The organism is Thalassotalea euphylliae, from assembly GCF_003390335.1.
Taxonomy (GTDB): domain Bacteria; phylum Pseudomonadota; class Gammaproteobacteria; order Enterobacterales; family Alteromonadaceae; genus Thalassotalea_F; species Thalassotalea_F euphylliae_B.
Map to the genome: position 1 here is coordinate 1,730,444 of NZ_QUOU01000001.1, position 25,730 is coordinate 1,756,173.

The following is a 25,730-nucleotide window of genomic DNA, read 5'->3' on the forward strand; positions in this document are numbered from 1 at the left end:
TTTTGTTATGCTAAAGTTATTGAGCTAAGCAGAAGTAGCACAACACAGAATATAGAGGTGGTTAATAGCCACCTTTATCTATTTTAGGAACAGACATTCTTTAGGAAAAAAAACTTCGAATGAACCAAATTCCAATGACAGCAGCTGGCGCAGAAGCGTTGCGTGAAGAGCTGACCCATTTAAAGCAAGTAAAACGTCCAGAAATTATTGAAGCAATTGCCGAAGCGCGTGAGCATGGCGATCTAAAAGAAAATGCGGAGTATCATGCCGCTCGCGAACAGCAAGGCTTCTGTGAAGGCCGTATTCAAGAAATTGAAGGCAAGCTGGGCAATGCACAAATCATTGACGTCACTAAAATCCCTAACTCAGGTAAAGTGATTTTCGGTGTTACCGTTGGCTTATTAAATATCGATACTGACGAAGAAGTAAGCTACCAAATTGTTGGCGATGATGAAGCCGATATTAAAAATAATCGCATCTCGGTTAACTCACCGATTGCGCGCGGTTTGATTGGTAAAACCGTTGATTCAGAGGTTGAAATTACAACTCCTGCGGGCGTAGTTGAATATGAGATTATCTCTGTAGACCATAAATAATTAATCATCTTATGGATTAATTTTAAAAGCCGAGCACCAAGCTCGGCTTTTTTGGACACGGCCGTTAAATACCCTATTTGCAGCTTAAAACTGCCCCAACCATTCGTAACCTATTAAGCCTAATACCGTTTATCGCTAAAACTGCGATATTTATCGTGTAATGGAAACATTCACCATTCAATTTAGCTATAGTCAAAGGTTGCTAATTTTGTCTTTTCTACTATTTACTTGCCCACGCTATTAAGCTGGAAAATAAAGTCACTATATCGCCCGACTTGCTGTAAAAAGTAAAGAAAGCACAACAGATCAGACGTACGTACAACAACAAAAATATTCTCCGTGGTGGCGACCTGATCGCCACTGCTTTATATTCATTTAGCTATCAATCATTTTAAGGTTATAAATTCTAATGAAAAAATCCTTAACCTCGTTATTTGTCTCGGCGGCGTTATTTGCCTCAAGCAGTTATGCTGCCATCGACACTGACTTATTATCAGGTATTAAAGCGCGCCATATCGGCCCCGCAGCAACCAGTGGTCGTATTTCAGATATTGAAGCTGTGCCTTCAAATCCCAATATTATTTATGCCAGCGCAGCTTCCGGCGGCGTGTGGAAATCAGAAAATGCTGGCCTAAACTGGCAGCCGATTTTTGACGAAGAAGAGTGGGCGTCAACGGGCGCGCTAGCCGTACACCCAGCCATCCCTGATATTGTTTGGTTAGGTACGGGTGAGGGTAATGTCCGTAACTCAACTTCAATTGGTGGCGGTATTTACAAGTCAATGGACGGTGGTAAAACATGGCAAAACATGGGCTTAAAAACCACTGAGCGTATTAATCGCATCGCGTTGCATCCAACCAACCCAGATATCGCGTATGCGGCAGCCATGGGTACGCTTTGGTCAAAAAATGAAGACAGAGGTATCTATAAAACCACCGACGGCGGCAAAACGTGGCAGAAAATTTTGTACGTAGATAACGTCACGGGTGCGTCTGACATCAAAATGGATCCCAGCAACCCAAACAAGCTTTATGCGTCAATGTGGCAGTTCCAACGTTGGCCGGATAAGTTTGAGTCAGGTGGCTCCGGCTCTGGCATGTATGTGTCAATCGATGGGGGTGAAACTTGGCAACAACGCACGGCAGCAGATGGCCTACCTTCCGGTCAATTAGGTCGTATTACGTTTGATATCGCTGAAAGTCAGCCAAGCACGGTTTATGCGCTAGTTGAAGCGGAGAAAAGTGCGTTACTGCGCAGTGACGATGGCGGCGATAGCTGGACGACAGTGAACAGCGAACACAATGTTGCCGATCGCCCATTCTACTACTCAGAAATTGAAGTCGACCCAACTAACCCAGATATTATCTACAATATCGCGACTTTTATTCGCCGTTCAATTGATGGCGGTAAAACCTTTAGCAAAATCGATAAAGTTGATTGTTGTGCAACCGGTAACACTATCCACATTGATAACCACAGTTTGTGGATCAACCCCAAAAACCCTGAGCACCTAATTTTAGGTAATGACGGTGGTATCGCGATCACCCAAGATAAAGGCGACAGCTGGCGCTTTGTGCAAAACCTTGCGGTTTCTCAGTTCTACCATATCCGTGTTGACGATGCGGTGCCTTACAATGTTTACGGTGGTTTGCAGGATAACGGCTCATGGCGTGGCCCTGCGGAAGTCTTCCACACCGCAGGTATTCGCAATGTCCACTGGCAGGAAGTTGGCTTTGGTGATGGTTTCGATACTATGCCATTCCCAGATGATGTCACTAAAGGCTATGTACAATCGCAAGGCGGCTACTTAAACCGTTACGATTTAGTGACTGGCGAGCAAAAGCTTATTCGCCCCGCAGCGCCTGATCACGACACAGAATTGCGTTTCAACTGGAACGCTGGCCTTGCCCAAGACCCATTTGATGATAACACCATCTACTACGGTAGCCAGTTCGTGCACAAATCAACAGATCGCGGCGAAACGTGGCAGGTGATCTCGAAAGATTTATCGACTAACAACCCAGATTGGCAGCGTTACAAGGAATCTGGTGGTTTAACGCCAGATGTCACCGCGGCGGAAAATCACACAGCGATTATTACTATTGCGCCTAGCCCAATTAAACAAGGGGTGATTTGGGTCGCAACGGACGATGGCCGTATTCATGTTACGCAAGATGGTGGCGATACTTGGAAGAGCGTAGAAAAGAAAGCGCGTAAAGCACCGAAAAATGCGTTTGTACCGCACATTCAGCCATCGCTTCACAACCCAGAAGAAGCCTTTATCGTGTTTGATAACCACAGACGCGGTGATATGAAGCCTTACGTGTTTAAAGCGTCTAAGTACGGTAGCAAGTTTACCAATTTAACCGCTAAAAACATTCGTGGTTATGCCTTATCGGTTGTACAAGATCACGTTGATGAAGACTTATTATTCTTAGGTACAGAGCTTGGTTTATACGCCTCAACTGACGGTGGTGATTCTTGGTTCAAGTACGATCAAAACGTACCAACCGTATCTGTGATGGATATGGCCATTCAGCAACGTGAAAACGACTTAGTATTAGGTACGCACGGTCGCTCTGTGATTGTGATTGACGATTACAGCCCGCTGCGTGGTTTAAATGAAAAGTCGTTTAACTCATCATTAAAACTATTGAGTGTTGGCGATGGTCAGCAATACGTATCGAGCCGTGCACCTTCAACCCGTTTCTGGGGCGATGCGGCTTATGTGGGTGATAATGAAGTTTACGGTGTCACCATTAATGTTATGGCATCGGGCGATCACTTAACTCATCCTGATGCAGATAAAGAAAAAGCACGTCAGTTAGCGAAAGCGAAAAAAGCCGCTAACAAAGATAGCGGCAAGAAGGATGAAAAGCCGCTTTCAGAAAAGGCTCGTGTCACGGTTAAAGATGCAAATGGTGAAGTGGTTCGTACTTTTGTCACTAAGCTAAAACAAGGGGTTAACCGCATTGTTTGGGGCTTGGAATCGGACGGTCAAGGCCGTATGCCGGGGCAAGAGCCAAAAGAAGATAAAGACATCAAACCAGCTGGCCCTGAAGTGGTACCGGGTACTTACACTATTCATGTGAAACTTAACGATAACGAGTTTGAAACCACGGCTAAGGTGTTAAAAGACCCTCGCTTTACCGATGTCACACTGGCGGATATGAAAGCGCGTTATGCATTAGAGCATCAAGCTGTTGCCATGTACGGCACGCTAACCAAAGCGGTTCATACTTTGCACGACAGCAAAAAAGATATTGAAGTGATTAAAGCGATGGCAGATAAGGCACTCGAAGATCTTGGCAGTACCGAGGCTGAGAACAAAGCTGAAAACAAAGACGAGTTACCTGCGAGCAAGTTAGCTAAGTCTGCCGGTGAGCTGATCAAGAAAATTGGCGAGTTAGATAAAAACCTGCGTTCTATTCCTAAAACCACTGGCATTGTTGATGAAACTTATAAAGTTACATCGCATGTCTTTATGGCTTGGGGTTATGCAGGTGGCCGCTACGGTAAGCCTTCACCAACCGCTGAAATCTACCTTGAAAAAGCGAAAATTGAGTTAGATAAAGGCGTAGGTAAAGTGAATGAGTTTATTCAGCAAGACCTTACAGAGTTTAAACAGGCGTACCAAGCATCTGGCTTAGGCTTGTTATCAACCACTCAACCAATCGCGCTTAACTAGCGTTCACAAGTTTAATAAAACAATCCAAAGCCCAATATCATTTTGGGCTTTTCTCTTTAGTAAAATGAATAGAACTTATAATAATTAAGGAAGTGAAATGAGATTACTACCTTCTTTACTCGCAGCATCAATTGCACTCGGTTTATCGGGTGCATCAAGTGAAGCATTAGCGGCAAAAGGCGATAAAAAAGCCGATGCCAGCATTTATAGCAGTATTAAATTAAGAAATATGGGGCCAGCGGTTACTGGTGGTCGTGTCAGTGATTTTGCCTTTAACCCAGAAAATCCGGCAGAGTATTTTGTTGCCACTGCCTCTGGCGGCATGTGGAAAACTGACAACGCAGGTGTTACCTGGCAAGCAGTTGCTGATAGCATGCCAAGTTACTCGTATGGTGATGTCACCATGGACCCAAACAATAAAAATGTGATTTGGGCGGGTACGGGTGAAAACAATTCACAGCGCTCAGTTGCCTATGGTGACGGGGTATATAAATCCGTTGATGGCGGTAAAACATGGGAAAACGTTGGCCTGAAAAATTCAGAGCATATTGGGGAGATCTTAATTGACCCAAGAAACTCTGATGTAGTCTACGTCGCCTCACAAGGCCCATTGTGGAGCAAGGGCGGCGATCGCGGTTTATTTAAAACCACTGATGGCGGTAAAACATGGGAAAACGTGTTAGAAATTAGCGAGCACACAGGGGTGAGTGATATCGCCTTTGACCCACAAAACCCAGATGTAATTTACGCGACTTCGTACCAGCGTCGTCGCCATGTCTGGACGCTGATCAATGGTGGCCCAGAATCGACTATCTATAAATCAACGGATGCCGGTAAAACCTGGAACAAAATTGAAAAGGGATTACCGAGCGTTGATAAAGGCCGTATCGGGATTGATGTAGCGCCAACCGATGGCAATATTCTTTACGCCATAGTTGAAGCGGCTGATGGCAAATCAGGCTTTTATCGCTCTACCGATGCTGGCGCTAGCTGGCATAAGCAAAGTAGTTATGTATCGGGAAGCCCGCAGTACTACCAAGAAATTGTTGTTGACCCTAAAAATCCACACCGTGTTTACTCGCTTGATACCTACTTAATGGTTTCTGAAGACGGTGGTAAAAACTTTACCCGCGTAGGCGAAGCACACAAGCATGTTGATAACCATGCACTATGGATTGACCCACACAACACCAATCACTTGATCATTGGTAGTGACGGTGGTGTTTATGAGTCGTGGGATCGCGCCAAGAACTGGACGTTTAAAGACAATATGCCATTAACTCAGTTCTACAAAGTGACGGTGGATAACGATTACCCATTCTACAACGTCTTTGGTGGTACACAGGATAACGCCTCACTAGGTGCGCCGCATCGCACCACAACAAAGTCAGGTATTCAAAACAGTGACTGGTTATTTACCCAATTTGGTGACGGCTTTAAAACAGTTATCGACCCGAAAAATCCAGATATTATCTACTCGCAATACCAATACGGCGGTTTAGCGCGTTACGACAAGCAATCTGGTGAACGTGTGCAAATGCAACCGGTTACGCCAGATCCAGCCGTTGCCCAGCGTTTTAACTGGAACTCGCCGCTGCTGATTAGCCCGCACAACAATGAACGTATTTACTACGGCTCACAAACCTTGTTTCAATCAGATAATCGCGGTGACGACTGGCGTGCCATCAGTGGTGACTTATCACGTAATATAGACCGCAATAAGCTAGAAGTGATGGACACAGTTTGGGGCGTAGATACGGTAGCGAAAAATACTTCAACGTCGTTCTACGGATCGCTTATCGCGCTAACAGAATCACCATTGCAAGAAGGCTTGCTATACACGGGTAGTGATGATGGCGTAATGCATGTCACCAAAGACGGCGGCCAAGCGTGGACAAAATTAGACTGGCCTTCAAAAGTGCCAGACAACGCTTATGTTGCGGATATGGAAGCGTCAGTGTTTGACAAAAATACCGTATTTGCAGTATTCGATAACCACAAGCGTGGCGATTTCAAACCATACGTATACCGCAGCGACAACAATGGTAAAAGCTGGAAAAACATTACAGGTGATTTACCTGTGCGTGGCTCAACTTACACCATTGCTCAAGATCACCAAAACAAAGACTTACTTTTTGTTGGTACTGAATTTGGTGTCTTATTCACGCAAAATGGCGGTAAAAACTGGGTACAATTAAAATCAGGTATACCTACCATTGCCGTACGTGATATTGAAATTCAACGCCGCGAAAGCGATTTAGCGTTAGCAACGTTTGGTCGTGGTTTTTACATCTTAGATGACTATTCACCACTGCGTGAAGATGCCAAAGCCGTGAAAAAGCAAGACGCAACGTTATTCCCTGTGCGCCGTGCTTTCCAATTTATCGAACACAGTCCACTAGGTTTACCAGGCAAAGCAATGCGCGGTGCTGATTTCTACTTTGCAGAAAACCCAGAATACGGTGCAGCGTTTAGTTTCTACATTAACGAAGAGTTCAAATCGTTAAAGGCACAGCGTCAGGCAAAAGAAGCCGAGCTGCGCAAAGATGAAAAGCCAGTTTACTACCCAAGCTGGGATGCACTCAAAGAAGAAGACTTTGAGCAAAAGCCAAGCCTATTGCTAACAGTACGCGATGATGAAGGTAATATTGTTCGCCGTATCAAAGCACCTGCGAAAAAAGGCTTTAACCGCATTCATTGGGATCTACGCTACCCAGGCTTTGAGCCAATTGATGCCAGTGGCGACCAAGATGCGGGCTGGTTAGTGGTACCGGGTAAATACACGGTTTCGTTATCTAAACTCGTTAAAGGTGTTGAAACGCCATACGATCAAGAGCAAAGCTTTGAAGTGGTTTCCATCGATAACCGCACCTTCCCAAGCACAGATCGCGAAGCCGACTTAGCCTTTGATATGAAAGCAGGCCGATTAAGCAATGCGATTGCTGGCGCGCGTAAATACCTAGGTGAGCTGGAATCACGTATTAAGCACATCAAGGTTGCAACCACAGAAACACTGGCGCTTGACCAAGCAACGCTAGCACTTGCTCACCAAATGCAGCGTGACTTGCAAGAGATCAAACTCGATCTCAATGGCAACTCAGTCGTGGCTAAACGCGCTGAGCCAACGCCAACGTCAGTTAATGGCTATATTGGTTATCTCATGTGGTCTCGTAGCGAAAGCACCAGCCCAGTTAGTGGCCAGCAAAAGCTGCGCTTTAAGCGAGCAAGCGAAGGCTATGCCGATATCTACCAACGCATTGTTCAGTTAGCAGAATCTGTCAAACTGACAGAAGAAGCGATTGCCAAAGCAGGTGGTAACTGGTTACCGGGCACTATGCCGGCGAGTGGTAAATAGGGTTTGGTTACACGCTAAGCAAATCATTGTAAGTGGCTCATTAAATTGAGCCACTTATTGCCATGCCATTCGATTAAGCTTACTCATAATCCATAATGACAATAGCTTTTGCGTCTTGGTCATGCGTTCTATAAAGGTGGGCAGAGCTAGCTGAAAAGAAAGCCGTATCACCAGCCTTTAAATGAATGGGCGCATCAATCGAACCTGTCGTCATTTCACCTTCCGTTACGATAACCACTTCATTCGTGCCTGCCTTATGCGCTTCAGAGAGTATTTCGGCATTTTTCGATAGACTGATCTCAAACACATCAAAACCGCTTCGCAGTGGTCTAGAAACGAGTAAATCAGCCTGCATGTTTTTCGACTGAGTGACAACCGATACACCGTCTCCTTTTTTGACTGACATCACCTTGCTGTCTTTTTCATTAATTAATTGACCAAAGGGAACTTGCAGCGCAGTTGCCAATGCCCAAATGGTTTCTATATTCGGATTGCCATTGCCAGCTTCAAGCACCGATAAAGTCGATTTTCCAATACCCGCTAGCTTTGCTAGTTGACTTAGACTTAGCCCTTTTTTTTCTCTATTTTCCTTAACATTAAGTGCTAACGCCTGAGCTACATCTTTAAGATTATCCATTTGAATGCCACTATGATGAACAAACGTTCTGTTGACAGAACGAATTATTGTTTGTTAAGTTGGAATTATGTTCGTTATACCGAACGAATGCAATAAATGTAAGGCAGGGGGTGAGATGGCAAAAAATCAAAATATTATCAATCGAGATGATCGTGTAATGTCTTCGGTGATTGAATCAATAGGAAATACTCCCTTGGTAAATTTAAGTCGCCTAACTAAGGGGTTAGATGGGCAAATTTTTGCCAAATTAGACATGTTAAATCCTGGGTTTTCAAAAAAAGATCGCGCGGCCTTACAAATTATTGAAGAAGCTGAGCAAACAGGCCTTTTAAAACCTAATCAGCCAGTTGTTGAGTTGACTAGCGGTAACATGGGCACGGGGTTAGCTATAGTTTGTGGAATCAAGGGGTACCCCTTTATTGCCGTAATGTCTAAAGGTAATTCCGAAGAGCGAGCGCGCATGATGCGAGCGTTGGGGGCTGAGGTAGTGCTTGTTGATCAGTTGCCTAATTCAATTCCCGGACAGGTTTCTGGTGGCGATCTAGCGCTTGTTGCGAAAAAAGCGGACGAACTAACTGAGCAAATACAGGCGTTTAGAGCCGATCAATTTGAACGCAATGGCAATTGTAATGCCCACTATTTACACACAGGTCCTGAAATATGGTCACAAGCAGCGGGAGCTATCGACGCTTTTTGTGATTTTGTTGGCTCAGGCGGCACGTTAGCTGGCGTTTCACGTTATCTTAAAGAGCAAAGTGGCGAGGTGAAATGCTTTGCGGTTGAACCTCAAGGAGCCGCGGCACTTCAACATAAAGAGATAACTAACCCAGACCACCCAATTCAAGGGGGCGGTTATGCCATGGCAGATCTCACTTTCTTGGAGGGGTGCAAACTAGATGGCTATGTTGAGGTGACGGCAGATGAAACTAAACAGTACACTAAACGGCTTGCCCGTGAAGAAGGCATATTTGCAGGCTTTTCATCGGGTGCCAATATTGCGGCAGCGGTGAAATTGTTAAAAGGGCCACTCAAAGGCAAGAATATCGTGGTTATGGTGTGCGATTCTGGTTTGAAATATTTAAGCACTGATTTATGGGATTAACGTTTAGTTGCTTTCTTGTAACAATTTGACTGGAGTGATCTTGTACATAAGGTCGAGCATATGCGGCGATAACTATAGCAAGGCACAAAAAAGGCGCTAAGTGTTTGCTTAGCGCCTTTTGTATATTTTAAACAAGTTTTTGCTAGTTAGTCAGGTTCAGAGCCAAACCAAGCTGGTTGGGGATGCTTGGTCTGACTCCAACTCCTAAAATTTAAGCTGAAAAACAAGCTTATAATTAGCTAGTTAACTTATTCGCTTTCGATTAACTGATTTAATGCAACAGTTTCAGCTTTTGCTTTTGCTTTTGCCGTTTGCTGACCGTGCGTATCGGTTTTTTGTGTGACTAGCACGTTGTCTAACTTAATCGTCAGTGGTGCTTGATTGTTTAAGCTCTGGCGAAGATAATCTTGCGCCACAACTTGTAGTTGAATTGGGTTGATTGCCACTGCGTTTTCCGCAGTCATTGTGCTGTTGACACTCTCTGCATTTGCGGTAAATGCGAGCGCGCCAGTGATAAGTGCAAGCAGAGTTGTTTTCATGATGGTACCTTTAATCTTACATACATAAGTTACGTCAATATTCCTTATAGATGTCAAAGGACCAATCTCTAATGCGATGAGTTGTGGGTTGGGAACACAACTAAAGTTTTGAGTCATCCTGTGTGCGTTAAGTGTTTTGCAAAATATCTTTTACAGCACACCCTTATGGCTTGATGACCTAGAGATGTTGTCCTTCATCTACGGTTTGTATTTTATGCAAGTTGATTAAAAAATAACACTGACATAAATTCACGTTATTCATTAGAAAAACTAATGCAAATCATTGCTGAATTTTCATTTATTTGTCATAATCTCAGGCTATAGTTTTCACTTTGAAGCGAATTCATTTTGGCCTCTCGTTTACCTCCATTAAATGCACTCCGCGCTTTTGAAGCGGCTGCCCGTCACCTAAGTTTTACCCGTGCGGCAGAAGAGCTTTTTGTTACCCAGGCGGCAATCAGTCATCAAATAAAATCCTTGGAAGAGCACCTTGGTATTAAGCTTTTTATGCGTAAAAACCGGGCGTTGTTGTTGACGGAAGAAGGGCAAGCATATTTTCTCGATATCAAAGATATTTTTACTGCACTGCATGACGCTACTGAAAAATTGCTTGCTCGTGGCGCCAAAGGTGCTATCACCGTAAGTTTGCAACCGAGTTTCGCGATCCAATGGTTAGTGCCACGTTTAAATGCGTTTAATATTTTACACCCTGATATTGATGTGCGAATTAAAGCGGTTGATCAGCCGGATAACTCGCTAACCGAAGATGTCGACGTCGCGATTTACTATGGCCGTGGCCGCTGGACAAATGTTTTGGCAGAAAAGCTTCATACCGAGTACTTGATTCCGGTCTGTTCTCCGCTACTCATGAGCGGGAAAAAGCCGCTCTTTACGGTCAATGACTTAGCTCAGCACAATTTATTGCACGATACCTCGCGTCGCGATTGGAAGCGCTGGTTTAAAGAGGTGGGCGTTAAAGGCGTGAATGTTAATCACGGTCCAATATTTAGTCACTCTTCAATGGTATTGCAAGCGGCGATCCACGGTCAGGGGGTAGCATTAGCGCATAGCGTGTTGGCTAAGCCTGATATTGATTCTGGCCGCTTGGTTACACCGTTTAGCGACGTGCTTGTTAGCAACAATGCCTACTATATTGTTTGCCGAGAGCATCAGGCGGATGTCGGTAAAATATCTGCGTTTCGCGACTGGGTGCTGGAAACTGTGGAAGAAGAGCAAGATCAAATTGAAGATGGGCAATTGTTATAAGCGCTATATAGTTCAACCTCATCTATCACATGAAGTGTTTAAATTTAAGTAGCCTACAAGTTAGCTAACCCAAGCGAGAATAAAGTGACAAATCAAACCAATGCCACAGCAGCATTTAATGCCGGGCACACATCAGTCGTTGTTGACCATGCCGCGAGCCCCAAAGCCATTGTGATTTTCGCCCATGGTGCGGGGGCCGACAAAAGCCATGCTTTTATGTCTACTGTTAGCCAGTATCTGGTTGAGCACAATATCTCAGTATTGCGTTTTAATTTTCCTTATATGGATAAACGTTTGGCGGACGCTAAAAAGCGGCCACCGGATCGCATGCCCAAATTGCTTGCTTGCTACTTGCAACACATAAAACAATTAAATGATCATTTTAGTGCTGAGCAGTTAGCACAATTACCTTTGTTTATTGGTGGCAAGTCGATGGGCAGCCGTGTGGCTGCAACCATCACCAGCGAAACACTGGCGAGCGAGTTAAAAGAGGACATGCCGTTAACAAGAAAAGTGGCGGGTACTTTTTGTTTAGGTTATCCCTTCTACCCCATTGGCAAGCCAGAGAAAACTCGTTTAGCACCTATTGTTGAGCGCAGTGTGGATAATTCGATACTGATAGTGCAGGGCAGTCGCGATAAATTGGGCGATGAACAAGCAATTAAACGTTACGATTTACCCGCACACTGCCAGATCATTTTCCTCGAAGATGGCGACCATGATTTTAAGCCAAGAGTAAAGTCTGGTTTTAACCATGATCAGCATATTCGCACGGCAGCAAAAACAATCAGTGATTACATCGATAAGGTCACAGAAAAGCTCACATTGGAGAAATCTGCCCATGATTAACTGGCAACATCGCGTTTTAGCGGTTTTTATTGGCCTTAGTGGGTGTTTTTGCGTATTATTCGGCGCTTGGCTCGCCCATGCTGGCGGGCATTTATCACTAGAAGTGGTAACCCGATTGGAAACAGCTCACCAATACCATATTTTACACACCTTAGCGCTGTTAGGGCTGGTGATTTGGCGTCAGCAAGCTAAGTCTAGAATATTAGCAGCAAGTAGTTGGCTAATGGTGGCTGGCATGTGTGGTTTTAGTGGTAGTTTATACTTTAAAACCTTACTAATGATGCCTGAGCTTGGCAAAATGGCGCCTTTTGGTGGCGTGAGTTTAGCGCTGGCGTGGCTGTGTATTGCTATTTATGGTGTTACAGGGGCAGCAACAAGCCAACGAATTGAATAATTGAAATAGGTCGTCATAAATGAAAACCTCCATTGTATTGTATTGTCGTCCGGGCTTTGAGAAAGAATGTGGCGCAGAAATTCAGGAAAAAGCGGCATGGAACGAAATTTACGGCTATTTGGAAATCGTTAAAAAGCAAGGCTTAGTGTTTTTCCATTTGCACAACGGTGAAGATGGAGAAACGCTGATGGAAAAGTTGCCATTAAAACGCTTGATTTTCACCCGCCAGTGGTTTGTTACTTTAACGGAAAAAATTGAGTTACCCGATTACAATCGCGTTGAAGCTATTGTTGACGCGTTAGGTACAGACTGGCAATACGCCGATTTACGCATGGAAACGCCTGATACTAACGATGGCAAAGCATTAACGAAATTCTGCCGTAAACTTGCTGTGCCATTGCGTCAAGCGCTCAGAAAACAAAAGGTGTTAACGGCGCAGGGCGACGATGAAGGCGCTGTGTTGCACGCATTGTTTTTGTCTGGTAAAGAAGTGATCCTTGGCTTCTCGCTAGGCACTAATACGTCGAAACACGTAATGGGTATTCCGCGTTTGAAATTCCCGTCACAAGCGCCAAGCCGTTCAACCCTGAAGCTCGATGAAGCCTTTTTGTATTTTGTGCCGAAAAAAGACTGGGATTCACGTTTAACTTCTGGCTTAAATGCGGTTGATTTAGGTGCAGCACCAGGCGGTTGGACATACCAGCTGGTACGCCGCGGCATGATGGTCTCGTCAGTTGATAATGGCCCAATGGCGGAGTCGTTAATGGAAACTGGCCAGGTTAAACATTATCAGATTGATGGCTTTAAGTTTAAGCCTGCCAAGCAAAATGTTTATTGGTTGGTGTGTGATATGGTGGAAAAGCCGCATCGCGTTGCTTATTTAATGACAGACTGGTTGCTACACGGATATTGTAAAGAGGCAATGTTTAACCTGAAATTGCCAATGAAAGGTCGTTATCAACAAGTGCAAAAAGACCTACAAATGATAAAAGACAGGTTTGCTGAGCATGACGTGAAATATGAAATGTACGCTAAGCACTTGTATTACGATCGCGAAGAGATCACGGTGCACGCGCGATTATTATCCCCTGCGCCGTTAGCGAGACATTCTTAATTCGAATGTTATTGCGATTTGAGTAAAACTGAGTAAATTCTGCTGTAATGTCAAAAAGCCCTATACGCGTATAGGGCTTTTTTCATTCTAAGTATTTGTAATTATTGGTAATAGTTAAATCAGAGCTTTATCTTAAATTTCGCAATAACCTCTTTTAGGCCATTAGAGAATGAAGACAAGGTTTGCGATACTTCCAACCCTTGTTGCGCATTCGCTGATGTTTGTTGATTTACCTCAGCAATTTTGATCAGATTCTCGTTCGCTTCGCCAACGGCTTGTGATTGCTCAGCGGCCGCACGAGATATTTCTCCAACGATTCCGGAGACCTGATCAACCGCATCAACAATTTCTGTTAAGCTCTCAGCTGATGTTAGCGTTAGGCTTGCACCTATCTCTGTTTTCTCAACGACAACTTTCACCAGTTCAGCGGTTTCATTGGCTGCTTGAGTACTTTGTGCCGCCAACGTACGCACCTCGTCGGCAACAACCGCAAACCCGCGTCCTTGTTCTCCTGCTCGGGCGGCTTCAATCGCTGCATTCAACGCTAGCAGGTTAGTTTGTGCAGCAATACCTTCAATTGCGACAAGAATAGAAGAGATATTATCACTGGCTGATTTAATCTCTTCCATCGCAGTTACCACTCGCTCTACTTGATGTTTACCCGCCACCGCTGACTGACTGGCTGTTGAGCCTAAGTCATCGGCGATTGCGGTTTTTTCTGCGGTGTTATCAATTACCTTACCAACCTCCAATAATGAAGTTGAAATGGACTGTAGTGCTTGCTGCGACTGATCCGCGCTGGTGTAAATACTATCACTTGACGTTAATACCTTCTCGCTCTCTACAACTAAATTATCAGTAAAACGAGTGACATTACTGATGACATTAGTTAAGTCTTTATTCGTTGCGATAAGCGCGTGGCTGATAACGTCCTCGTCGTCTTGTGGCGTCACGTCTTGCGTCAGGTCTCCCTCAGCAATGTGTTGTAAACCTTTAACGGTGACATGCTCCAAGTAATGCGCCAAACTATCTAATGATCTTGCCATATGGCCAATTTCATCTTTGCGGTTTAAGTTTGTTCGTTTTCCAATATGACCAAGCGCTAACTCATCTAAGAATTTTGTCATCTGCTTAACTGGCGAGGTGATGGAGCCGCTGATGTAAATAGCAGACATGACAACAATTAGCCCAACGATGAGCAAAATGACTAAGACAATTGTTTTGATACTATTGACGGCGGAAAAAGCTTCTCGCTCACCAATTTCTGATATTAATGCCCAAGTGTCGTCACCAAACGTTATCGAGGTATAGGCAGTTAGTACCTGTGACGCCAAATAGCTTGTGGTGATTTCAACACCAGTATCACCTTGCAGCGCAAGACCAATGGCATGGCTGTTTGCTTTGCCTAAGGCGGGTGCTGCGAAGGACTGATGCACCGAAAAACGATTGGGGGCTAAGTACGAGTCTGAGCGCATGAGGTTATCAGAGCCAACTAAATAACTCTCACCTGTTTCACCCATTCCTGAGCGCTGGCCAGTAATACCATTGATAATGTCTTGGGAAAGCTGGAGTACCACCACAGCAACGACTTGTTGCTTTAAATCGACGACCGGGGCGGCGATAAAAGCAACCGGTTGATTATTTTGCGCTTGATAAGGCGTGTAATCTTGGTATTGCAGCGTTTTATTGTTGACAACGCGCTGCCAGACATTTGCTAGTGGGTTATTTTGATCAAAATTAGCTTTCAGGTTGGCGCCAAGATCAGCGTTTTGTCGAGCGCTATAGACTACGTGACCTGTGTCTGCAGTGATCAATAAAACATCGCTATAACCATTGATTTCTGAAAGGTTTTTGAGCGTACTGCCTTTGCTTGCCCAAAGGTCTTGATATTCATAGGTGTCGACGTTAAAGCGCTCCGCTGGTGTGGTCTCTTCAAGCTTTCGATACACTTTTGCCGCTTTATATAAAGTATTTACATCTTTGCTATTCGCTAAAAACAAAATGTCTTTTCGAGCACTTTCGAGGTAGTCTTCAATTTGCCCTTTCATCACGTCTCGCGTGCTGATCAGCTTGGCAAATACGTATTCTTCCAAGGCATTGCTAGCGTTTAGGAAAGCCCCTGAGCCCACGATTAGCGCGGGTACTAAGCCGATGGTGACAAGTATAATAATTAGTCGAAATTTTAACGTAGAAGTCATTTTTTGCTCTCTGAACCACTATCTTGTTTGCTGATTAGGGTTCATCACTTAGTGTTATTTTAGTTGCTAGCTCGAAAGCTTAGCCGGTTAAGAAAACGACCGCACGGCTGTTGTGCGCTTACCGTGCGATTGCCGAACAAAGTGTACGATTATTGTTGGAGTGACCAGTGTTGGTCGCTCACGGTAACTTCCCAAAGTGGCAGAGTCGCCATCTTGTAGGGTTCAAACATCACTTCTTGATTAACCGCAAGTACTTTTTTCGGAGCCGGTACAAAAAGCATATAAGCGTTGTCATAAGCACGTTGCATAATTTTGCCGATGATTGCCGTGGATGCTGGTGTGTTAATGGTCTCTTTGAACATATCACTAATGTAGGTATTCATGGTTTGATCTGGGCTAACTGTGCTCCAGACACTGTCGGTTTGATAGACAAAAAAAGCTGACCATGGGTGGTTGAAATACCAATCGTCATCGCCCCACACGAGTAAATCCCAATCTTTGGTATTTTGCCCAGCATTGGTACTGAGCAGCTGTTCAAAGATGACATTCTCATTTTGCGTGATCTCAAATTCAAGCTTAACGCCAACTTTACGCAAATCACGGTCAATGGACTTCCACAGGAACATAAAGCGCTCTTGTGTTAACACTTTTAATGTTAAGCCATTGAGCAATTGTTTAAGCTCATTGCGCGCATCTTTAGGGTGCTCAAGTGCTGAAAACGGTTTTAAATCTTGCGCAATATCACCCACCCCAGGAAAGTTTGGCGATGCCAGCGTCGGTTTAGTTTCCGCAAAGCCATAGAAAGAGTTTTTCACTATGCCGCTTTGATTAAGCGCGCGATTCAGTGCTAGCCTTACTTGCTTATCTTTTAACTTAGGGTTACCTGTGATCATATTGATATGCACAGCGATATTGTCGTTTGAGGGGCCACTGACGAGTTTGGCATAGGCTGAGGTCATGATATTAGACACTTCTGTCACCGGGATCGGCATAATATCAAGCCCCCCTTCGTTATCAGCGATGTCTTCTAAGGCAATATTCGTATCTAGCTCAGTAAATACGGTTACTTTTTCAACATTAACCAAGTCTTTATCATAATAGTTTGGGTTAGCCTGCAAGACTGCTTTTTTGGTGCGGCGATCCCCCTCTATGTAACCTTCTGTCAGAATATATGGGCCAATGCCGTAGGGACCAGGCTCAGCCAGGTTAGGGCAGGTGGCCTTGCCATTCCAACCAAATTTCTCTAGATAAGCGGTCGTATAAAAATGCAGCCAAATCACATCGTTGATAAATGAGCCGTACTTTTCTGTTAAGTGAAAACGAACCGTGTAGTCATCCACTTTTTCGGTGTAGTCATACACTTGATGGAACGGGCTAAATGAGAATGGCTTTTCTTTGAAGTAGCGCATGTTTTCCAACACCGCATCGGCATTAAATGGTGTGCCATCTTGGAATACGACGCCCTTGCGGAGGGTAAACTGATAAATCTTGTCGCTTATTTGTTGATGTGACGTCGCTAAATCATAGTCCCAAGCGCGGGCATTATTAGCGGGTTTTAGCAGTGCGCCGTTAATTGCGTGAGAGACATACAGGTAAGGCAAACTAGGTAGGTAAACTTTGATATGTGAATCGGGAATAGGGGTTGCACTCAAATGCATTGAACACAACAGGAAACACACCGCGAACCCATTTCGAGCTAGCTTAAACAAATCTCTAAACATATTATCAATCCTAAACTTATCACCTGCTTTGAGCTGAAAGACAAGGTGAATCCGCACCGATGAAGTGCCACCAATCCAAGGGCGCTAAGTGTAGATGTTTGTATCGTGAAAACCAAGTAAAGACAAAACAATAATTTTGCTTGGAAAAGTAAAGCCGGTTTGTGTCTCAGCGTGAATATGTGGTTCGCGCTATAGTTATTTCGACGGTAATTGCTTTACAGAAATGGGGGGACACCGTTAGAGGTACGAAATACAGATACAAAAAACCGGCGCAGAGGCCGGTTTTTATCATCTTTGCTCACAAGCTTTTAGTGCTAATGGGCGTTTACAAACGCTCTAACACTGCGTCAGTGAAGTCAGTCGTACCGTGAGAACCGCCTAAGTCGCGTGTTGTGCGGTCGCCAGATTCGATAACTTGTGTAATGGCGTTGCGAATGGCTTGTGCTTTGTCGCCCATTTCTAGGTATTCAAGCATTTGAATTGCTGCAAGAATAACAGATGTTGGGTTCGCTAAGTTTTTGCCTGCAATGTCTGGTGCACTGCCGTGAACGGCTTCGAAAATTGCACAGTCTTCACCGATGTTGGCACCAGGCGCCATACCTAAACCGCCAACTAAACCTGCACATAAGTCAGATAAAATATCGCCAAATAGGTTAGTGGTTACGATCACATCAAATTGCTCTGGGTTCATCACTAGCTGCATACAGCAGTTATCGACGATCATTTCAGCAGACTCGATATCTGGATAACGCTCACCCACTTCACGAGCTACTTTTAAGAATAAGCCAGATGTTGATTTAAGGATGTTCGCTTTGTGCACAGCCGTTACTTTCTTGCGGCCTTCTTTACGTGCGGTTTCGTAGGCGAACTCAACAATGCGCTCTGCACCTTCACGGGTAATTTGGCTCATTGCTTCTGCTGTTTCACCACAGTCAGAAACCGTTTGACCTAGGCCAGAGTACATACCTTGCGTATTTTCACGAATGGTAATGATATCGATGTTGTCGTAACGTGCTTTTGTGCCTTTGAAAGAAATTACCGGACGCATGTTGGCGTATAGTTGGAATTGCTTGCGTAAAGTTACGTTGATTGAAGTAAAGCCTTCGCCCACTGGCGTTGTTAATGGGCCTTTAAGCGTGATTTTGTTCTTTTTAATCAGCTCTAACGTTTCTTCTGGAACTAATTCACCGTGCTTTTCAAGCGCTACAAGACCTGCATCAGCGTATTCGTATTCAAAATCACAACCTGCTTTATCTAAAACTTTAATTGTCGCATCGATAATATCAGGACCGATACCGTCACCAGGAATTACCGTGATAGTTTGCTTAGCCATTTATTGTACCTTTAATATTTGTCAGAAGTATTTTCAAAGCATAGCCTAATCGCTATTTCCAGCATCGAATTAGCAAGAAATTAAGTGTGCGCTAGCGTTATATAGTTAGGCTATGTGAAAAAAAAGCGCGCCTTTATACCACGAGTTATCACTGTAAGCTAGTATGAAAACTTACAGTGGGATATACACTGGCTTGTGCTCTAGTGAGGGAATGACTGATTGGAGTGTTTGGTGTTAGTTGATTACAGCGACTTAAACTGCTCGTAGGCAACATTGCCGATGGCGGTTAACAACCCATTACTGAATAGCAGTGGAGTGCACTCTTCTTGGGTAGTAATACCATCTGATTTAACGTGCTGGGTACGGTAGAACATCACTTGATAGTTAACATTATCGACTTTTTTGGCTTCGGTGATATCTGGGCTGCCCAAATTTTCTAACGCTTGTTCAAACGTAAAGTTGTCTAATTGCAATTTGGCAATGTACTGACGGTTAAACGCTTCGCGATCTTCCCATTTCATATTTGCTGGATCGTCGTCATAAAAATTGACGACTAACAGCACAAAAAGACCGTAAGCTGCTAATGCCAATAAAATTCGGAAGATAACTTTTTTACTCATAACCCTAGAAATACGTGTTGAAATGTCAGTTGGCGGGTGAACTTTTTTGTACGCTACCGTTTTTGCCCATGTTTATCGAGCCAACTGAAATACTTTGCTTAGCTGACCCTAAGCATAGCGAGTTATTTATCAGTTTTAAATAGCTTGTTTATGATTTGCAACATTTTTTATCCACACACTAAACAGTTATTAGGCGGATATCTTTGAGGTTAAAGCCCAGTGGTATATTTTGCTTGAGCGTTAGCAGTTGATGGCTAAGTTTTAGCATCTCTTTACCTTGCTCTAATTTTTGCTGAACAGATGATTTTAGTTTGTCAGCCGCTAATATCGCATTTATTGAGCCGTGATCTTTAATGAGCTCTGCCGCCGTAATTTGGCCAATGCCCGCGACCCCCGGAATCTTATTCGTGCTGTCACCGGTGAGCGCCCATAAATCAATAAGCTGGCTTGATTTCACACTAAACTTTTGTTCGATGTAGTTATCATCCAGAAATCGGCGATTAAAATAATCGTAGACTTGAATATTTTCATTAATCAATGACAAGAAACACTTGTCGGTCGAGACAATAGTGACTTTTTGATTGCGCAGCGCAACCTTAATGGCAAGTGTCGCAATCACATCGTCGGCTTCATCTTCTTCTGGCTCAATCGAGTCGATTCCTTTGGCGAGAAAGGCGTCTTGAATATCGCTGAGCTTAGCCGCCAAATGCTCAGGCATTTTTTTACGGCCTTTTTTGTAGTCAGGATAAAGCTGATAACGCCAGCATGGTTGCTCACTATCAAACACGGCAACACCATGCGTTGGCGTTAAAAATTCCAATATATTTGCCACAGCGTTCGCCGAAGCTTGCGCTGTGTTAAAAAGCACTTGCTGCTTGGTACTTTCCGACAGCTCATTATTGAGCAGGAAAGGACGTTCTTGCACAGCATAGATGCGCCGAATTAAATTGAGCGCATCAATGAGTACTACATGTGCTGTCATGCAGGCTCGCCCGGACTAGACTGGGCAACGCGATAGCAAGGAATATATTCACTTCCTGGCAGTTTCATGCGCTGTTGTTTGACAAATGAATCGAGCAACTTATCCATTAACGACATAATTTTCTCTTCCCCAGAAATTACAAACGGGCCATGTTCCCTAATGGCCTTAATACCGTTCGCTTTAACGTTACCAGCAACGATGCCCGAAAATATTCGGCGTAAGTTGGCGGCTAAAGCGGCAGTATCCATATCACTTTTTACGGTTAAGTTTGCCATGTTCTCATGGGTTGGTTCAAATGGTTGTTGAAATTCCTGATCAATTTCTAATGACCAATTGAAGTGGAAAGCGTCGCCACGGCTCTTTCTATCCGCTAATACCTGCTCAACTTCTTGGGTTAGGGCGCGGGCCACTGCGGGCGCATCGTCGATGATGATGCGGTAAAGCCTGCGCACTTGTTTACCAAGTGTCGCGACAACGAATTTATCAATTTCTTGAAAGTATGCCTCGCTTTCTTTCGGGCCAGTTAAAATAATCGGCAAACGTTGCTCGCTGTTTTTCTCATTGAGCATAATGCCAAGAATGTATAAAAATTCTTCTGCGGTGCCGGCGCCGCCGGGGAAGATAATAATGCCGTGAGACAAACGCACAAAGGCTTCTAGGCGCTTTTCAATATCCGGCATAATAATTAGTTCATTAACAATTGGATTGGGTGGCTCAGCGGCAATAATACTTGGCTCGGTAAGCCCGAGATAACGACCAGTGAGGTTACGTTGCTTAGCATGGCCAATGGTGGCGCCTTTCATTGGACCTTTCATGGCGCCGGGGCCACAACCAGTACAAATGTTAAAGCCGCGCAACCCTAGCTGATAGCCCACTTCTTTGGTGTACTTGTATTCCGTTGTATTGATGGAGTGGCCACCCCAGCAGGTGATTAAACCGGGCACTGATTCAGGTAAAATCGCGTTGGCGTTGCGCAAAATATCGAAGACGATGTGGGTGGTTTTTTCACTTTCGCACGATAAGCTATCGCACAGGGCATCATACTTATCATTGATAAATAAAATATCGCGCAGCACAGCAGACAGGTGCTCGCGAATACCGCGAATAATTTTGTTGTCGACAAACGCGTCTTGCGGCGGGTTGGTCAACTCCAGTTTCACCCCCCGTTCAATACGCAGTACTTTGATTTGAAAATCTAAAAATTGCTGATAAATTTCTTCCGCATCGTCGGTGTGACTACCAACATTTAATACCGCCAGCGAACAATTGCGATAAAGCTGAAAGAGTTTACTCTCTGCTGATTCTTGTAATTGATCTACTTCGATTTGTGACAATAAATTCATGTTGCCAACAGGGTTAATTAACGTTTTCATCCTGATCCCCTTTTTCAATTGACGAGTAACGAGTCACAGCAATGCGACAATACTGAGTATGTAAAGTCGCTATTACAGATTCCGTTTGTGTTGTTATTGTGCGTAGATAATTTGGTTTTTACCTTGGTGTTTTGCTTGGTAGAGGGCTTGATCGGCGCGCTCAAACGCTAAGTGAATGTTATCACCATGCTTGATGTGAGTAACGCCAATAGATGTCGTGATATTGACTTTATTGTTTCTAAATTTAAACGGCAACTTGGCCACCGTTTTACGCAGGTTTTCCAATGCTGCCATCACTTCGATTTGGTTAAGTGATTCAAACACGAGTACAAACTCTTCACCGCCGTAGCGTGCGATAAAGGCGTTTTGGGTTAGGGTTTTGGTGAGGGTTGCGGCGATGACTTGCAGTGTTTTATCACCGGCGGTATGACCATAAGTGTCATTGATTTGCTTAAAGTCGTCTAAATCAATAACCGCAACGGCCAGCTCCATTTGTTGATGATTAAAGCGCGCCATTTGCTTGCTAAAATATTCGTCAAACGCAGCGCGATTGTTGAGTTTGGTTAAGGCGTCTTGCAGGCTCATCCGCTGCTGCTCTAACATGCGTTGTTCGAAATGCTTACTTTGCTTTTCCAGTTCACTCACTTTAGTGCGCATTGCCACTAATTGTTGTTCAAGCTGTTCAAAGTAGTTGAGCTCTACGGCATTTTTCTGGTCAATGGTTTGCGTAATCCCTTCGAATTTCGCCATAAGTTCAGCTTTGGCCTCGGTTAAGCTGGGCGACGAGTCAATCACGTCGGCAATATCGCCCAATTGGGTACTGAGCCTTGTATTAATTTGCTCTTGTTCACTGCGGTGACCTTGCGAATTTGACAAGGTTGAGGTGACCGCGCGTTGCACTTTTGACAAGGCACCAGAGAGCGTAGATAAAAAGGTTTTGGCCGTTTTGCGCTCTTGCTCCATATCTTGCGCTACTAAATTGAGCACAGCGACTATGTTGTTGAGCAGGCTATCGTCAATATGTTGCGTGTGACTTAACTCGTTTTTTAATTGATTTAGCTTTTGCTGTAATTGCTCTGATAGCTTGATGCTACTCAAAATAGCAGTAATACGTTCAATAAAGCCTTTGGCACTGCTTTGGGCAATGGGGTCATTAAAGGCGCCATTGTCATTGCCAAGCAGGGCGCTTGTCTTAGCTTTGTTTGTCTGAACCGTGTTAGACCGCATTGCTGCATGTGCTTTGCCGCTTACTTGAATATTGTCTTTAGCGGCCAGCACTTCACCGTAAATCGCCAATAATTCATTTAACTGAGGCACGTACTGCACTACCGTATCTTTGGTCTCTACGTTTTCTGTTAGCAGTGCTCTCAAGCTGCGACGAGATTGCGGCGGTAAACCTTTGGCTTTTTGTAAGGTAGTGCCCGCACCGTGAAATTTTTGATGTAAAGCGCGAATGTTAGACTCGTTTTTACCTGCCTGTTGAGTCAATAGTTTGGACACATTGGCTAGCTCTTTCTCGACATCAGGTAACGGCGCACTTTTCTTTAACATGGCACGTAGCTTTGCCATGCGGTTATCTAGCTCGAGATCTTGGCCTTTAGATAAACGGGAAAGCTTAACGAGAAAGTCGGTTAATAGGATAGAGCGTTTATTAAAGTCCTCTTCCAGCGTTGAGCGTGCTTGAATTGACGCATCAAGTTTGGCTTTTAATTGACGAAGTTGACTCTGAAAAGCAGACGTTTCACTCATGAATAGATGACTTCCTAACTTAATGGGTTCTCAATACTTTACTTTAGAAATATTTACTATAGAAATCTTTACTTTAGAAGTTAAGATGGTTTGTATTAACTCGTCGTGTTACTTGTCTTGAACATAAAACCTGACAATGAGCTTGATGATTTTCGACAGCAGTATAATTCACTTCAATATTTTCGTTTGGTTATTTGACACACTTTCACCTTTAACTTTATAGGAGAACGGTGAATAACACTAATTCTCTCATTAAAAATTTGTTTTTCACGACTAATATCCGTTTTTTCGAGAGCACTAGCATGGTATTCGCATGTAAAGCAGGTAAACTAGCGACATCGACGTGTTCGACACATTATGTTAACAACTTTTAATAAAAATTTATTTGATTATGAACAAAATCATTAAGCGCTTATCACCTATCGCGCTCATCATGGCGAGTGCTTTTTCTCAAGCGGCTTTTGCCGATGTTAAAGTGAATATCGATTTATCTGAAGCAGAGCATCATTACGCAAAAGTTAAGCTTGTGTTACCTGCTTCAAACCAATCATCCATTGATCTAAAACTACCAACCTGGCGCACAGGTCGCTATGAAATTCTCAACCTTGCCAACGGCATTCGCGAATTTAATGTTAAAGACAGCGATATAGCTTGGCAAAAAGTCGACAAAGACACCTGGCGTATTTCGGGTGACTTGAGTGATGGCGTAGATGTGAGCTACCAAATTTATGCCAATCAACTGGGCTTTAGAACTCGCCATGTCGACGATAGCCACGCGTTTTTAGACGCCTCAGGTGTGGTCATGTACACCGATGAAACGCGCGATGATAAACACGTTATCCAGCTTAAAGTTCCGAGAAAATGGCGCAGTGTTTCAGGGTTAGAAAAAGGCAGAAACAAACACCAGTTTATCGCCGCTGATTACGACTTGCTGATAGATTCGCCGATTGAAACGGGTATCAATGACTTTTATAAATTTGACGTAGACGGCCGTGATTACGAGTTAGTGATTTGGGGCAAAGGTAACTACGATGCCGAACAAATGGTTGAAGACTTAGAAAAAATAGTCGAACAAGGTGACGCTATTTGGTCTGACTACCCATTCGAACGTTACGTGTTTATGGTGCACGCAACCAGTGGCGCGCGCGGTGCGACTGAGCATATTAACTCAACCATTATCCAGCGCGATCGCTACACCTTTGCCGAGCGTAAAGATTATTTGAGCTTTTTAGGCACAGCAGCACATGAATTTGTTCACACCTGGAACGTGAAGCAATATCGCCCAGAAGGGCTAGTGCCATACGATTACCAAGGTGAGAACTACGCTAACCTGTTGTGGTTATCTGAAGGCTCTACCAGCTACTTGCAAAACCAGCTGTTAATGCGCGGCGATATCATGACCAACAAAGAGTGGTTGGAGCACCTTGCTCGTCGTATCAATAGCTATTTGAGAAAGCCGGGTCGAGACAGTCAATCAGTGGCTGAGGCGAGCTTCGACAAATGGATCAGCGAAGGCGGTGATTACCATAAAAACCACAGCGTGAATATTTACTCGGAAGGCTTTTTGGTTTCTTGGATGTTGGATTTTGACATCCTCGAAAAAACAGCGCTAAAACAAAGCTATCGCAATGTGCATGATATTTTGTACAAGGAATTTAGCATTCCAAAAACCTTCAACGACCAAGATGTTCGCAACATTCTTAAACGCGTGACTGGTGAAGATTACCAAGCATGGTGGGCTGAGAACGTTGATGGTCATGCCAAACCCGATTTTGATCAGCTACTGGCCAAAGCGGGTTTAGAAATTAGTTATGGTAAAGATGATAAAACCAAAGCATGGTCAGGTATTTCAACGAAAGCTGATACCAATGGTTTAAAAGTCACGAGTGTTGAAAAAAATAGTCCAGCGTGGCGCGCAGGGTTGACTACTGACGATATTATCGTTGCGATTGACGGCTTGCGCATGAAAGATAAAGACCTAACGAAACGCTTGAGCAACTTTAAACCCAAGCAAAAGGTGACCTTTACTTTCTTCCGTCGTGATCAGCTGGTTACTAAAACGGTAACACTTGGCGAGCTACCAGCAGGTAAGCTAAAGGTACAGCCAATGGCAGATGCTACAGCAGCACAAAAAGCGCTATACCAAGCGTGGACTGGTTTAGCATTTCCTGAGAAATAAGGCTCAACAATAGTTGCCTGTCCCGTCCGAAAACA

18 protein-coding genes are annotated in these 25,730 nt (G+C 44.1%); 9 read left to right on the top strand and 9 right to left on the bottom strand.

The annotated features are described in order from the left end of the window. Nucleotides 1-119: 119 nt before the first annotated feature. From greA to DXX93_RS07630, 3 genes are all read left to right on the top strand, one after another. A complete protein-coding gene (greA, locus tag DXX93_RS07620) occupies nucleotides 120-596 on the top strand; it encodes a transcription elongation factor GreA (RefSeq protein WP_116007579.1) in 477 nt (158 codons plus the stop codon). 409 nt (nucleotides 597-1,005) lie between these two features. Further along, the gene (locus DXX93_RS07625; RefSeq protein WP_116007580.1) at nucleotides 1,006-4,284 is read left to right on the top strand and encodes a VPS10 domain-containing protein; all 3,279 of its coding nucleotides are present in this window, start codon (nucleotides 1,006-1,008) and stop codon (nucleotides 4,282-4,284) included. A gap of 97 nt (nucleotides 4,285-4,381) precedes the next feature. Continuing rightward, nucleotides 4,382-7,639: a VPS10 domain-containing protein gene (locus DXX93_RS07630; RefSeq protein ID WP_116007581.1), complete on the top strand. Its 3,258-nt coding sequence runs from the start codon at nucleotides 4,382-4,384 to the stop codon at nucleotides 7,637-7,639. Nucleotides 7,640-7,718: 79 nt separating this feature from the next. Here DXX93_RS07630 and DXX93_RS07635 read toward each other — a convergent pair whose 3' ends face one another. Next, on the bottom strand, nucleotides 7,719-8,276 hold the full coding sequence (locus DXX93_RS07635) for a helix-turn-helix domain-containing protein (RefSeq protein WP_116007582.1): 558 nt from the start codon (nucleotides 8,274-8,276) through the stop codon (nucleotides 7,719-7,721). A gap of 115 nt (nucleotides 8,277-8,391) precedes the next feature. On the opposite strand from DXX93_RS07635, the gene DXX93_RS07640 reads away from it, so the two are divergent. Beyond that, a complete protein-coding gene (locus DXX93_RS07640) occupies nucleotides 8,392-9,378 on the top strand; it encodes a PLP-dependent cysteine synthase family protein (protein ID WP_116007583.1) in 987 nt (328 codons plus the stop codon). 248 nt (nucleotides 9,379-9,626) lie between these two features. Here DXX93_RS07640 and DXX93_RS07645 read toward each other — a convergent pair whose 3' ends face one another. Beyond that, the gene (locus DXX93_RS07645; RefSeq protein WP_116007584.1) at nucleotides 9,627-9,917 is read right to left on the bottom strand and encodes a hypothetical protein; all 291 of its coding nucleotides are present in this window, start codon (nucleotides 9,915-9,917) and stop codon (nucleotides 9,627-9,629) included. 348 nt (nucleotides 9,918-10,265) lie between these two features. On the opposite strand from DXX93_RS07645, the gene DXX93_RS07650 reads away from it, so the two are divergent. From DXX93_RS07650 to rlmM, 4 genes are all read left to right on the top strand, one after another. Beyond that, complete coding sequence (locus DXX93_RS07650) at nucleotides 10,266-11,183, top strand: transcriptional regulator GcvA (RefSeq protein WP_116007585.1); 918 nt, start codon at nucleotides 10,266-10,268, stop codon at nucleotides 11,181-11,183. A gap of 84 nt (nucleotides 11,184-11,267) precedes the next feature. After that, the gene (locus DXX93_RS07655; protein WP_116007586.1) at nucleotides 11,268-12,032 is read left to right on the top strand and encodes an alpha/beta family hydrolase; all 765 of its coding nucleotides are present in this window, start codon (nucleotides 11,268-11,270) and stop codon (nucleotides 12,030-12,032) included. Further along, on the top strand, nucleotides 12,025-12,426 hold the full coding sequence (locus DXX93_RS07660) for a DUF423 domain-containing protein (RefSeq protein ID WP_181902169.1): 402 nt from the start codon (nucleotides 12,025-12,027) through the stop codon (nucleotides 12,424-12,426). Before DXX93_RS07655 ends, DXX93_RS07660 begins: the two co-directional genes overlap by 8 nt. Nucleotides 12,427-12,445: 19 nt before the next feature. After that, the gene (gene rlmM, locus DXX93_RS07665) at nucleotides 12,446-13,540 is read left to right on the top strand and encodes a 23S rRNA (cytidine(2498)-2'-O)-methyltransferase RlmM (protein WP_116007588.1); all 1,095 of its coding nucleotides are present in this window, start codon (nucleotides 12,446-12,448) and stop codon (nucleotides 13,538-13,540) included. Between the two features lie 119 nt (nucleotides 13,541-13,659). On the opposite strand, the gene DXX93_RS07670 is transcribed toward rlmM, so the two are convergent. From DXX93_RS07670 to DXX93_RS07700, 7 genes are all read right to left on the bottom strand, one after another. Next, nucleotides 13,660-15,738 (bottom strand): methyl-accepting chemotaxis protein, encoded by a 2,079-nt coding sequence (locus DXX93_RS07670; protein WP_116007589.1) that lies wholly within the window; start codon nucleotides 15,736-15,738, stop codon nucleotides 13,660-13,662. Nucleotides 15,739-15,887: 149 nt separating this feature from the next. Continuing rightward, nucleotides 15,888-17,396, bottom strand: coding sequence for an ABC transporter substrate-binding protein (locus DXX93_RS07675; RefSeq protein ID WP_116007590.1), 1,509 nt, complete (start codon nucleotides 17,394-17,396; stop codon nucleotides 15,888-15,890). A gap of 388 nt (nucleotides 17,397-17,784) precedes the next feature. Continuing rightward, nucleotides 17,785-18,792: an isocitrate dehydrogenase gene (locus tag DXX93_RS07680; RefSeq protein WP_116007591.1), complete on the bottom strand. Its 1,008-nt coding sequence runs from the start codon at nucleotides 18,790-18,792 to the stop codon at nucleotides 17,785-17,787. Between the two features lie 242 nt (nucleotides 18,793-19,034). Beyond that, nucleotides 19,035-19,412 (bottom strand): DUF3192 domain-containing protein, encoded by a 378-nt coding sequence (locus DXX93_RS07685; protein ID WP_116007592.1) that lies wholly within the window; start codon nucleotides 19,410-19,412, stop codon nucleotides 19,035-19,037. Between the two features lie 178 nt (nucleotides 19,413-19,590). Further along, nucleotides 19,591-20,394, bottom strand: coding sequence for a flap endonuclease Xni (xni, locus tag DXX93_RS07690; protein WP_116007593.1), 804 nt, complete (start codon nucleotides 20,392-20,394; stop codon nucleotides 19,591-19,593). After that, nucleotides 20,391-21,767, bottom strand: coding sequence for a nucleotide 5'-monophosphate nucleosidase PpnN (gene ppnN, locus DXX93_RS07695; RefSeq protein ID WP_116007594.1), 1,377 nt, complete (start codon nucleotides 21,765-21,767; stop codon nucleotides 20,391-20,393). The genes xni and ppnN overlap by 4 nt, the downstream gene beginning before the upstream one ends. A gap of 93 nt (nucleotides 21,768-21,860) precedes the next feature. After that, nucleotides 21,861-23,516: a GGDEF domain-containing protein gene (locus DXX93_RS07700; protein WP_116007595.1), complete on the bottom strand. Its 1,656-nt coding sequence runs from the start codon at nucleotides 23,514-23,516 to the stop codon at nucleotides 21,861-21,863. 391 nt (nucleotides 23,517-23,907) lie between these two features. Between DXX93_RS07700 and DXX93_RS07705 the strand changes: the two genes are divergently transcribed. After that, complete coding sequence (locus DXX93_RS07705) at nucleotides 23,908-25,695, top strand: M61 family metallopeptidase (RefSeq protein WP_258872619.1); 1,788 nt, start codon at nucleotides 23,908-23,910, stop codon at nucleotides 25,693-25,695. The last annotated feature ends 35 nt before the right edge of the window (nucleotides 25,696-25,730 follow it).